Origin of the sequence: Pantoea sp. R102 (assembly GCF_004916815.1) — a bacterium.
Taxonomy (GTDB): domain Bacteria; phylum Pseudomonadota; class Gammaproteobacteria; order Enterobacterales; family Enterobacteriaceae; genus Pantoea; species Pantoea dispersa.
The window spans coordinates 1-11,834 of record NZ_SDFT01000228.1 but is presented as its reverse complement, the minus strand read 5'-3'; the positions used below and the strand labels follow the sequence as shown (position 1 = coordinate 11,834).

Sequence of the window (11,834 nt, the reverse complement as noted above, 5' to 3'; positions counted from 1 at the left end):
GTGGCGCTGGTCGGTGAATCCGGCTCGGGCAAATCCCTGACCGCGCGTGCGCTGATGGGCCTGCTGTCGCCCGCGCTGCAGCTGCAGGCTGACCAGCTGCAGGTGGCGGGCGCAGACGCCCTGCACCTGCGCGAGCGCGACTGGATTGGCCTGCGCGGCGGCAAAGTGGCGATGGTCATGCAGGATCCGAAATACGCGCTCAACCCGACGCGCACCATTGGCTGGCAGGTTGAAGAGCCGCTGGTGCTGCACCGCAAGCTGAGCCGTGCCGAGCGCAAAGAGAAAGTGTGCGAGATGCTGGACGCGGTGGGCCTGCCCGAGCCGCGCCAGCTGATGAAGCGCTATCCGCATCAGCTCTCAGGCGGCATGGGCCAGCGCGTGATGCTGGCGATCGCGCTGATTACCGATCCCGATCTGCTGATTGCCGATGAGCCGACCTCGGCGCTCGATCACGCCATGCGCGATCAGGTGCTGGCGCTGATTCGTCGTCTGGTGGAGCAGCGCAATATGGGCCTGCTGCTGATCAGTCACGATCTGCAACAGGTTTCCGAGCACTGTCAGCGGGTGATGGTGATGTACAAAGGCCGCCTGCTGGACACCCTGCCGGCGGCGCAGCTGTCAGACGCCAGCCATCCTTATACCCGCACGCTGTGGGCCTGCCGTCCGGGTAAAGCGACGCACGGCGAACGCCTGCCGGTGCTGGATCGCGCGGCGCTGGAGAAGATGCATGATTGAATTAGCTAACCTGAGCGTCTCGCATAAACAGGGTTATGAACTGCGCACCGTGGTGCACGATGTGAACCTGCAGGTGGCGGCCGGCGAGTGTTTCGGTCTGGTGGGGCCTTCCGGCTGCGGTAAATCGTCGCTGCTGTGGGTAATGGCCGGACTGAATCCGCACTGGCACGGCCAGATGACGCTGGCGAATACCGCCGTGCAGCCAGGCAAACCCTTTACCGGCCAGCTGCGGCGCGATGTGCAGATGGTGTTTCAGGATCCCTACGCTTCGCTGCATCCGCGCCACCGGCTGCGCCGCACGCTGGCGGAACCGCTTAAGCTGCTGCGACGCGACAACATCGACGATCGCATCAACGCGGGCTTCCGCCATGTCGGGCTGGATCCGGCGCTGGCGGATCGCTATCCGCATCAGCTGTCCGGCGGGCAGCGTCAGCGCGTGGCCATCGTGCGCGCCCTGCTGCTGGAGCCTAAGATCCTGCTGCTGGATGAGCCTACGTCGGCGCTGGATATGTCGGTGCAGGCCGAGATCCTGAATCTGCTTAACGATCTCAAACAGAATGATGGCCTGACGATGGTGCTGGTCAGCCACGATCCTGACGTGATCGATCATATGTGCGATCGCGCCGCGCGCATGGCGCAGGGCCGGATTGTTGGTTAGCATGGCATGAGCGCAACGCGGCGCAGTTTATCCCGAAGGTAGATTGCGCCGCTGCCCAACAGCCATTCAGTCATCTAAAGGAACACCGTATGACGGTAAAATTACGTCCGCTGGAGCGGGAAGATCTGCACTTTGTCCATCAGCTGGATAACAATGCCAGCGTGATGCGCTACTGGTTTGAAGAGCCGTACGAAGCGTTTGTGGAGCTTTCTGACCTGTATGACAAGCACATCCACGATCAGACCGAGCGGCGCTTTGTGGTGGAACACGACGGGCAAAAAGCCGGGCTGGTCGAGCTGGTGGAGATCAACCACGTGCATCGCCGGGCGGAGTTTCAGATCATCATCGACCCGGCGCATCAGGGCAAGGGCTTAGCCAGCAGAGCGGCAAAGCTGGCGATGGATTACGGCTTTTCGGTGCTCAATCTCTACAAGCTGTATCTGATTGTCGATCAGGAGAACGAGAAGGCGATTCATATCTACACCAAGCTCGGTTTCGAGGTGGAAGGCGTGCTGAAGCACGAGTTTTTCATCAACGGCGAGTACCGCAACACCATCCGCATGTGCATTTTCCAGCAGCAGTACCTGGCACAGCATAAATCCGGTAATGCGATGGTGAAACCTACCGCGCAATAATAACCATCGGCACGAACCGTAGCGGCGCAATTTATTGCGCGTATTTAACTAAGCGCGATAAATCGCGCCGCTACGCATCCGTGCAAATTAACCGCCGCGTGCGCCGACCACGTTGAGATGCGGCTGCGGGTGCGCTGGCTTCAGGTCATACATACCACCATAAAACGGATCGACCACCAGCCAGCCTGGGAAACCGAGCAGCGGAATATTGCCCAGCACGTACCACAGGTTGGCGCTGGCCTCGATGGGCAGCGTCAGCGGCACGTAGCCCGGACTCTCCAGCATCACCTGATAATGTTTCTTACCGAAATAGGTGCCATTGGATTTCGCCAGATCCACCGTCTGCGGCGTATAGCCCTGCGCCACCGCGCGGCCGGTTTCATCCTGCACGGTGAAACGCGCGCCCTGCGGCACAGAGTCAATTTTTACCGGTTGCGTTTCGGTGCCGACAATCGTGGCACAGCCGCTCAGCAGCAGCGCGCAGGCGGGAAGAAGATGTCGCAGGTTCATAGCAGGTCCGCTTCAGAATCAGAAAGGACAGTCTAAACTGCCCTCTCGACCTTTTCACTCGCCTCAATCGCGCTATCAGTGGCGCTTTTCTGCGCTTTATTACGGTTGACAACAGGCGGCAATCGCCGCGATATCCTGCGGCGTGGTGCGGCAGCAGCCGCCAATCAGCCGTGCGCCCGCCTGTTGCCACTCGGGGAACTTATCGTGCAGCGTGCAGCCAGACGGCGCCGAGTGCCAGCTTTTGCTGACCGCATCATACTGCTCGCCGGAGTTAGGATAGACCAGCAGCGGCTTGTCCGTCAGCGCCTGTAGCGTTTGCAGCGCCGGCGTCACGCTCTCCAGCGCCACGCAGTTGAGGCCGACAGCGACCACCTGCGGCGCGGCATTGATGACTTCCGCCACCTTGCTCAGCGGCGTGCCGTCACTCAGGTGTTGCGCATCGCGCAGCGTGAAGGAGAACCACGCGCTGCTGTGCGGAAACTCCGCCAGCAGGCTAATCAGCGCCTGAATTTCACCAAACGACGGCAGCGTTTCACACGCCAGCAAATCCACGCCCGCCTCCAGCAGCGCCGCCACGCGCGGACGGTGGAAATCTTTCATTTCGGCAGCCGGCAAGGCGTAGTCGCCGCGATACTCGGCGCCGTTGGCCAGATAAGCGCCATAAGGACCGACCGATCCGGCCACCAGCAGCGGTGCCTGGCTGCCTGTGGTGGCACGATAATCGTCGCGCGCCCGCTGGGCCAGCGCCACGCTCTGGCGGATCAGCGCGCTGGCCTGGCCGCTATCCAGTCCACGGGCGGCGAAGCCCAGCGGCGTCGCCTGATAGCTGGCGGTGATCGCCACATTAGCGCCGGCGGCGAAGTAGTCATAGTGCACCTGATAAATCAGCTCGGGATTTTCCATCAGCACTTTGGCTGACCACAGCGTATCGGCCAGATTACAGCCGCGCGCTTCCAGCTCTGTCGCCAGCGCGCCATCCAGAATCAGGGTATCAGTGTGGGTCAGGGCCGCAGCGATGGGGTTACGCGACATCATCGGTCTCCTTAGCGTTGAAAGCGTGTTGGCGTTTTTGCGTCAGATAATAAGCAGCGTAGCAGAACAGTACAAAAGGAATGCCGCACCATAGCGCGATGCGCTGTGACGGGTCAAAGGCCAGCCCGATGCACGCCAGCAGACACAGGGTAAATCCGAGGATCGGCACCAGCGGATAGAACGGCGCGCGGTACGCCAACTGCTGCGGCGCATTGCCCGCCTGCAGATAGCGGCGACGGAACATGTAGTGTGAGGCGCAAATGCTCAGCCACACCGCCACCACGGCAAAGCCGGAAATCGCTGACAGCGCCACAAACACCGTATCCGGGGCGATCACGCTGGAAAACAGCGCCAGCAGGCCGCCGAGCATACTCACGGTGATGGCCAGCTGCGGAATGCCACGCCGGTTGACCCGGGCAAAGCAGCGCGGCAGCGTGTTTTCATTGGCCAGCGACCACAGCATCCGTCCCGAGGCGTACAGTCCGGAGTTTGCCGCTGACAGGATCGCGGTGAGGATCACGAAGTTGAAAATATCCGCCGCGTACGGGATGCCTATCTTTTCGAACACCAGTACGAACGGACTTTTAACGATGCCCGCCTGATCCATCGGGATCAGCGCGGCCAGCACAAAGACCGTGCCGATAAAGAAGATGATCAGGCGCGCCACGGTGGTGCGAATCGCCAGCGGCAGCGCTTTCTGCGGCTGCTCGGTTTCACCCGCCGCAATGCCGATGAGCTCGGTCCCGGAGAAGGCAAAATTCACCGCCACCATGGTCATCAGAATCGGCAGCGTGCCGTGCGGCAGCCAGCCGGAAGCGGTCAGGTTATGTAATCCCGGCGCCGCGCTGCCGTCCTTCATCGGGATGAACCCCAGCATCGCCGCCGCGCCCAGCACGATAAAGGCAATGATGGTGATCACTTTGATGATGGAGAACCAGAACTCTCCTTCGGCAAAGAAGCGCGTCGAGACACTATTCAGCAGATAGATGGCGACACAGAACACCAGGCACCACAGCCACACCGGCACCGTCGGGAACCAGTACTGCATGCAGAAACCGGCGGCGGTCAGGCTGGAGCCGAGCGCCACCGTCCAGGTGAGCCAGTAGAGCCAGGCCACGGTGTAACCGGTCGCCGGACTGAGGTAGCGCGCGGCGTAGACGTGAAACGCGCCGGTTTCCGGCATCGCTACCGCCAGCTCGCCAAGACACACCATCACCAGCCATACCACCAGCGCACCAATCAGATAGGCCAGCAGCGTGCCCGCTGCGCCGGTGGTGGAGATGATGTAGCCGGTGTTGAAAAACAGCCCGGTGCCAATCACGCCGCCGAGCGACAGCATCACCAGATGCCGCACCTTCATGCTGCGCTTGAAGTTTGCCTGCGAAGGCGTCGGTTCAGTTTGCATTCTTTATATCCATATGGACGTCTAAACTTCTATATGGACACAGAGTTATACGCATCCGCGCGGCAATTTGCAACGTGGGAAAAGGTAAGGATTGGGAAAGCGTGTGCGGCCCCGCCGCGACGGGGCACACCAGTCAGGCGCCGAAGACGCCCTGCAGATAACGCTCAAGCGCCATGCGCGAGCTAAAACCGTGGGGAATACCGTAGTGCTCCTGCGAATCTCCCATCAGGTAGAGAGGGAACTGCGTGTAGTGGTCGCAGGTTTTCATCTCTGATGCGGGTTCAGCGAAATGCTGACTTTTTTCTTTCAGGGTCGGATGAATGATCAACGCTGTGCGCCCCATGCGGGCTTCGCGATTCACATAGACGTAGTTTTCGCCACGGCGATAACCATAAGTTTTGGGTGTCAGGACGTCCATTTCGAATCCTGCTTTTTCCAGTACGCGCGCTACCTCATCCGGACGTAAATACATGCTTGCTCCTCTCTTCTCACAGCCCCGCAACCTTACATCAGCACGACAGCACAGGACATTCGGAATTTCCCTAAAGCCTGGCACACGGCTGCGTTTAGTCACGTTTCGTCTACACTTAGTATTACGTTTTAAGTCAAAGGGAGCGAAAAATGTTTAATCGAACCAGCAAAAACGATGACATTGATATCAATCAGGATGTAAACGAACTGGCCGATTCGCTTGAAGCCTTACTGAAATCTTACGGCAGCGAAGCCAAAGATGAAGTGGATAGCGCACGCAGCCAGGCGCAGGCCCTGCTGAAACAGACGCGCGCTAAACTCAACGGCAGTGGCAACCGCGTGACTCAGGCCGCGCGCGATGCGGGTTATCAGGTGGATGCCTACGTGCATGACAAACCGTGGTACGGCGTGGGCATCGGTGCCGCCGTCGGTCTGGTGCTGGGCGCACTGCTGATGACACGCCGCTAAATCGCTAAAAATCATCAGGAGCCTCGCGCATGCGGGGCTTTTTTTTTGCGCGTCACTCCGCATTAGCGCGCCGGTGCGGCGGCTGTCAGCTGGTTAAAATTGCCGCAAAACCCTTTACAAAAATTTTTTCCCTGCGCCAGGGCGCATCATCGCTGGCATTAGCCCTAATCTGACTGCTTAAATCACAAAACCCTATATCTGGTGGGCTTGACCACCAATACCACTACATCTAGTATTCAACACATCAACTCGCTACCAGATGTCAGCAGGGACGACGTTCGCAGCAAAAGGGTTTTTGCTTCGTATCTCGCAACCTGACCACAACCAGAGGGAAATACGAATCATGCGCATTATTATTTACACTAAGAGCCAGTGTGTCCAGTGTGACGCGACCAAAAATGCCATGGATCGCAGTGGCATCGACTACCAGCTGATTAACCTCGATACCCAACCGGAAGCCATCGATCAGCTCAAATCGCTTGGCTATCGCCAGGTGCCCGTGGTGATGACGCACAACGACCACTGGAGCGGCTTCCGTCCCGACAAAATCGCCGGCCTGCGCCAGCTCGCTGCCGTCGGGGGATAAAGCGATGTTTCCACTGGTCTATTTTTCCAGCCAGTCGGAAAACACGCACCGGTTTATCACCCGTCTCGGCCTGCCTGCGCGGCGTATTCCGCTCGACGCCACGCAGCGCCTGCACATTGACCAGCCCTACATTTTAGTGGTGCCGAGCTACGGCGGCGGCAGCGCGCGTGGCGCAGTGCCGAAACAGGTGATTCAGTTCCTTAATGATGACGCCAACCGGCGCGGTATTCGCGGTGTGATTGCTGCGGGTAATCGCAACTTTGGCGCGGGCTTCTGCCTGGCGGGCGACATCATTGCGCAGAAATGTCAGGTTCCCTATCTCTACCGCTTTGAGCTGATGGGAACCGCCGACGATATTGCCCATGTTAAAGCGGGAGTGACCCAATTTTGGCAACGACAGACACCCTGAACAGCACACAGCTGGACTACCACGCGCTCAACGCGATGCTGAACCTGTATGACGCCGAAGGCCGCATCCAGTTCAGCAAAGATCATGAAGCCACACGCCAGTTTTTCCTGCAGCACGTCCAGCCCAACAGCGTGCCATTCGACTCGCACGGCGAGCGTCTGCGCTATCTGGTGGCCGAAGGCTATTATGAAGCCGGGGTGCTGAACCAGTACGATTTCGCCTTCCTGTGCCAGCTGCACGAAGAGGCTGACGCCTGGGGCTTCCGTTTTCACACCTTCCTCGGTGCGTGGAAATTTTATACCAGCTACACGCTGAAAACCTTCGACGGCAAACGCTATCTGGAAACCTTTGAGCAGCGCGCCTGTATGGTGGCGCTGACGCTGGCGCGCGGTAATGAAACGCTGGCGCGGGAACTGCTGGCCGAGATGCTGAGCGGTCGCTTCCAGCCGGCTACGCCCACCTTCCTCAACTGCGGTAAACAGCAGCGCGGCGAGCTGGTCTCCTGCTTCCTGCTGCGCATTGAAGACAATATGGAGTCGATTGGCCGCGCGGTGAATTCGGCGCTGCAGTTGTCGAAGCGCGGTGGCGGCGTGGCGTTTCTGCTCTCCAACCTGCGTGAATCCGGCGCGCCGATCAAGCGCATTGAAAATCAGTCGTCCGGCGTAATTCCGGTGATGAAGATGCTGGAAGATGCATTCTCCTACGCCAATCAGCTTGGTGCGCGTCAGGGCGCGGGCGCGGTGTGGCTGAATGCGCACCATCCGGATATCCTGCGCTTCCTCGATACCAAACGTGAAAACGCTGACGAGAAGATCCGCATCAAAACGCTGTCGCTCGGCGTGGTGATTCCGGATATCACCTTCCAGCTGGCCAAAGAGAACCGCGATATGGCGCTGTTCTCGCCTTACGACGTTGAGCGTATTTACGGCAAGGCGTTTGCTGATATCAGTATCAGCGAGCACTACGAGGCGATGCTGGCCGACGATCGCATCCGTAAAACCTTCATCAAGCCGCGCGACTTCTTCCAGACGCTGGCGGAAATTCAGTTTGAGTCCGGCTATCCCTACATCATGTATGAGGACAGCGTGAACCGCAGCAACCCGATTGCCGGTCGCATCAACATGAGTAACCTGTGTTCGGAGATCCTGCAGGTTAACAGCGCCAGCGAGTATCACGACGACCTGAGCTATCGCCGCGTCGGCAAAGATATCTCCTGTAACCTCGGCTCCCTGAATATCGCCCACGCCATGGATTCGCGTAATCTGGCGCAAACCGTGGAAGTGGCGGTGCGCGCGCTGACGGCGGTTTCCGAGATGAGTGACATCACCTCCGTGCCGTCGGTGGCGGAAGGCAATCGCCGTTCGCACGCTATCGGTCTCGGGCAGATGAACCTGCACGGCTATCTGGCGCGTGAAGGCATGGCTTACGGTTCGCCAGAGGCGCTGGATTTCACCAACCTCTATTTCTACTGCGTGACGTATCACGCCCTGCGCACCTCCAACCTGCTGGCGCAGGAGCGCGGCACGAGCTTTGACGGCTTTGCGCAGTCGCAGTACGCCAGCGGTGCCTATTTCGACAAATATACCGAACACAGCTGGCAGCCGCGTACTGCCCGGGTGGCGCAGATTTTTGCCGATGCCGGCATCGCCCTGCCCGACCAGGCGGACTGGCAGGCGCTGCGTGCGTCGGTAATGCAGCACGGTTTGTATAACCAGAACCTGCAGGCGATTCCGCCGACCGGTTCCATCTCTTACATCAACCACGCCACGTCGAGCATCCACCCGATTGTGTCGCGCATTGAGATCCGTAAAGAGGGCAAAACCGGCCGCGTGTATTACCCGGCTCCGTTTATGACCAATGACAACCTTGAGCTGTATCAGGATGCCTATCAGATTGGTCCCGAAGCGATTATTGATACTTACGCCGAAGCCACCCGGCACGTCGACCAGGGCCTGTCGCTGACGCTGTTTTTCCGCGATGACGTCACGACGCGCGATATCAACAAAGCGCAGATCTACGCCTGGAAGAAAGGCATCAAAACCCTCTATTACATTCGACTGCGTCAGATGGCGCTACAAGGCACGGAGGTACAGGGCTGCGTTTCCTGTGCACTGTGATGATGACTATGCAACTTAAACAGATTCAGGCGATTAACTGGAACCGCATTCAGGACGAGAAAGATCTCGAAGTGTGGAACCGTCTTACCAGCAACTTCTGGCTGCCGGAGAAAGTGCCGCTGTCCAACGATCTGCCGGCATGGCAGTCGCTCGACCCGCAGCAGCAGCAGCTGACGATTCGGGTGTTTACCGGTCTGACGCTGCTCGACACCATTCAGAACGTCATTGGCGCACCGGGACTGATGGAAGATGCGCTGACGCCGCACGAAGAGGCGGTGCTGTCGAACATCAGCTTTATGGAAGCGGTTCACGCGCGCTCTTACAGTTCGATCTTCTCCACGCTGTGTAACACCGCCGACGTGGATGCCGCCTACCGCTGGAGTGAGGAGAATACCGCCCTGCAGAACAAGGCGAAAATCGTGCTGGATCACTACCGCGCCAGCGATCCGCTGAAGAAGAAAATCGCCAGCGTCTTTCTGGAGTCGTTCCTGTTTTACTCCGGCTTCTGGCTGCCGATGTACTGGTCAAGCCGCGGCAAGCTGACCAACACCGCCGATCTGATTCGACTGATTATCCGTGATGAAGCAGTACACGGTTATTACATCGGCTATAAGTACCAGAAAGCGCTGGAAACCGTTGACGACGCGCGCCGCGCTGAGCTGCAGCAGTTCGCCATCGATTTACTGCTGGCGCTGTATGAAAACGAGGTGGTGTACACCGAAGCGCTGTATGCCGACGTGGGCTGGGCTGAAGAGGTGAAAACCTTCCTGCATTACAATGCCAACAAGGCGCTGATGAACCTGGGTTACGAAGCGCTGTTCCCGGCGGAGCTGACGGCGGTGAATCCGGCGATTCTGTCGGCGCTGTCGCCCAACGCCGATGAAAACCACGATTTCTTTTCGGGTTCCGGTTCGTCCTATGTGATGGGCAAAGCGGTCGAAACCGAGGACGAGGACTGGAATTTCTAGTCGCGTGCGGTGCACAGTAAGGGGTTGCGCATTTGCACTGTAAGCGGTGCGCATCAATGCGCACCCTACGGTTGGGTTAATCATGCCCTACGGCAGTTATGTTGATGCATCTGTAGGGTCGGCATTCATGCCGACCGGAACGCGCCCCAGCGGTTAGGTTGATGATACATCCACAGGGTCGGCATTTATGCCGACCAGATTAATTTCATGCCGATTCCACCACGCTCCGACCATTCATTTTCCTTTCCAGCATTCTCGCCATCCCCCCGAAATAACGTTAATTCCGCGCGTGATTATTTTATCTATTTAGCGCCATTCATCGTCGGAATATTTCGCCTGACTAAGCGTGATTTATCCGCCTTCCGGCAATAATTCTGGCCGAAACCGGTTTAATTTCACAAAAAATTCAGAAAAAATTTACCCCGTCTCATCCCTTGCAGGCACTGGAATTAGCCACTGTCGCGCCATACGTGTCACGCCAGATATTTCCGTCAAGGGTTGTCAGATAATCTCACTATGCTACGGTATAGGCGCTTAAATTTACGCAGGGTACAACAAGAAATAGTCAGACATTTAACCAGGAATTTCATTACTGCATGGCAATTAAACTCGAAGTAAAGAATTTATATAAGGTATTTGGCGATCATCCCGAAAAGGCATTTAAGCTGATTGAAAAAGGCGAGAGTAAAGAGAGTATTCTGGCGAAAACCGGCCTCTCACTCGGCGTCAAAAATGCCAGTCTGGCCATTGAAGAAGGCGAAATCTTTGTCATTATGGGGCTGTCCGGCTCCGGCAAGTCCACTATGGTTCGCCTTCTCAATCGTCTGATCGAGCCGACACGCGGCCAGGTGATTATTGATGGCGTCGATATTGCCAAAATATCCGACGCAGAATTGCGTGATGTGCGCAGAAATAAAATCAGCATGGTATTCCAGTCATTCGCACTGATGCCGCACATGACGGTGCTAAATAATACCGCGTTCGGCATGGAATTAGCTGGCGTGGCGCTGCAGGAGCGGCAGGAAAAAGCGCTCGACGCGCTGCGTCAGGTCGGACTGGAAAATTATGCTCACGCCTGGCCCGATGAACTCTCCGGCGGAATGCGTCAGCGTGTTGGATTAGCCCGCGCACTGGCGATTAATCCGGATATATTGCTAATGGACGAAGCCTTTTCCGCACTTGATCCATTAATTCGCACGGAAATGCAGGATGAACTGGTAAAACTGCAGGCGAAACATCAGCGCACCATCGTGTTTATTTCCCACGATCTGGATGAAGCCATGCGTATTGGCGACCGCATCGCCATCATGCAGGGCGGCGAAGTGGTGCAGGTCGGCACGCCGGATGAAATCCTCAATAATCCGGCCAACGATTATGTGCGCACCTTCTTCCGCGGCGTGGATATCAGTCACGTCTTCAGCGCCAAAGATATCGCCCGCCGCAGCGCCGGCGCGCTGATTCGTAAGGCCGCCGGTTTCGGTCCGCGTTCGGCGATCAAACTGCTGCAGGATGAAGACCGCGAATATGGCTATGTGCTGGAGAAACAGAAATTCATCGGCGTCGTCTCCACTGACTCGCTGAAAGCGGCACTCGCCGCCGGTGAAGGGCTGGATAACGCCCTGCTCGACGCACCGCTGGCGGTTCCTGCCGATACCTCGCTCAACGATTTGCTCTCTCACGTCGCGCAGGCACCCTGTGCGGTGCCGGTGATCGGCGAAGAGCAGCAGTACGTCGGTATCATTTCCAAAAGCACGCTGTTACGCGCTTTAGATCGTGAAGGAGCCCAGCCATGAGTGCACAAAACGCCAATCCATGGGAAAGCGCCAGCCAGACCAGCGCA

Annotated in this window: 13 protein-coding genes; 9 read left to right on the top strand and 4 right to left on the bottom strand. The window is 57.8% G+C overall.

The annotated features are described in order from the left end of the window. The 3 genes from ERD80_RS20175 to speG all read left to right on the top strand — a co-directional run. Positions 1 to 735, top strand: a 735-nt coding sequence (locus ERD80_RS20175; protein ID WP_136548299.1) for an ABC transporter ATP-binding protein, incomplete at its 5' end; no start/stop codon positions are given. Then, positions 728 to 1,393: an ABC transporter ATP-binding protein gene (locus tag ERD80_RS20170; RefSeq protein WP_058776474.1), complete on the top strand. Its 666-nt coding sequence runs from the start codon at positions 728 to 730 to the stop codon at positions 1,391 to 1,393. The genes ERD80_RS20175 and ERD80_RS20170, both read left to right, overlap by 8 nt. Before the next feature lie 89 nt (positions 1,394 to 1,482). Then, positions 1,483 to 2,028 (top strand): spermidine N1-acetyltransferase, encoded by a 546-nt coding sequence (speG, locus tag ERD80_RS20165; RefSeq protein ID WP_021506478.1) that lies wholly within the window; start codon positions 1,483 to 1,485, stop codon positions 2,026 to 2,028. An 87-nt stretch (positions 2,029 to 2,115) separates the two neighbouring features. Here speG and ERD80_RS20160 read toward each other — a convergent pair whose 3' ends face one another. The 4 genes from ERD80_RS20160 to ERD80_RS20145 form a co-directional block, all read right to left on the bottom strand. After that, positions 2,116 to 2,538 (bottom strand): hypothetical protein, encoded by a 423-nt coding sequence (locus ERD80_RS20160; RefSeq protein WP_058758247.1) that lies wholly within the window; start codon positions 2,536 to 2,538, stop codon positions 2,116 to 2,118. A gap of 99 nt (positions 2,539 to 2,637) precedes the next feature. Then, the gene (gene mmuM / locus ERD80_RS20155) at positions 2,638 to 3,570 is read right to left on the bottom strand and encodes a homocysteine S-methyltransferase (RefSeq protein ID WP_104188767.1); all 933 of its coding nucleotides are present in this window, start codon (positions 3,568 to 3,570) and stop codon (positions 2,638 to 2,640) included. Then, on the bottom strand, positions 3,560 to 4,975 hold the full coding sequence (gene mmuP / locus ERD80_RS20150) for an S-methylmethionine permease (protein WP_058776476.1): 1,416 nt from the start codon (positions 4,973 to 4,975) through the stop codon (positions 3,560 to 3,562). Before mmuP ends, mmuM begins: the two co-directional genes overlap by 11 nt. Before the next feature lie 133 nt (positions 4,976 to 5,108). Beyond that, entirely contained in the window at positions 5,109 to 5,447 is a 339-nt protein-coding gene (locus ERD80_RS20145; protein ID WP_021506475.1) for a DUF2002 family protein, read from the bottom strand. Between the two features lie 149 nt (positions 5,448 to 5,596). Here ERD80_RS20145 and ERD80_RS20140 point away from each other — a divergent pair, with 149 nt between their 5' ends. From ERD80_RS20140 to proV, 6 genes are all read left to right on the top strand, one after another. After that, on the top strand, positions 5,597 to 5,914 hold the full coding sequence (locus tag ERD80_RS20140) for a DUF883 family protein (protein ID WP_136548298.1): 318 nt from the start codon (positions 5,597 to 5,599) through the stop codon (positions 5,912 to 5,914). Positions 5,915 to 6,257: 343 nt separating this feature from the next. After that, positions 6,258 to 6,500 (top strand): glutaredoxin-like protein NrdH, encoded by a 243-nt coding sequence (gene nrdH, locus ERD80_RS20135; RefSeq protein ID WP_058758244.1) that lies wholly within the window; start codon positions 6,258 to 6,260, stop codon positions 6,498 to 6,500. 4 nt (positions 6,501 to 6,504) lie between these two features. Further along, positions 6,505 to 6,909 (top strand): class Ib ribonucleoside-diphosphate reductase assembly flavoprotein NrdI, encoded by a 405-nt coding sequence (gene nrdI / locus ERD80_RS20130; RefSeq protein WP_021506472.1) that lies wholly within the window; start codon positions 6,505 to 6,507, stop codon positions 6,907 to 6,909. Beyond that, the gene (gene nrdE, locus ERD80_RS20125) at positions 6,888 to 9,026 is read left to right on the top strand and encodes a class 1b ribonucleoside-diphosphate reductase subunit alpha (RefSeq protein WP_072209715.1); all 2,139 of its coding nucleotides are present in this window, start codon (positions 6,888 to 6,890) and stop codon (positions 9,024 to 9,026) included. Before nrdI ends, nrdE begins: the two co-directional genes overlap by 22 nt. Positions 9,027 to 9,034: 8 nt before the next feature. Beyond that, positions 9,035 to 9,994: a class 1b ribonucleoside-diphosphate reductase subunit beta gene (gene nrdF, locus ERD80_RS20120; protein ID WP_058781804.1), complete on the top strand. Its 960-nt coding sequence runs from the start codon at positions 9,035 to 9,037 to the stop codon at positions 9,992 to 9,994. 596 nt (positions 9,995 to 10,590) lie between these two features. Beyond that, positions 10,591 to 11,787, top strand: a complete 1,197-nt coding sequence (proV, locus tag ERD80_RS20115) for a glycine betaine/L-proline ABC transporter ATP-binding protein ProV (RefSeq protein WP_136548296.1) — start codon at positions 10,591 to 10,593, stop codon at positions 11,785 to 11,787. Positions 11,788 to 11,834: the final 47 nt, after the last annotated feature.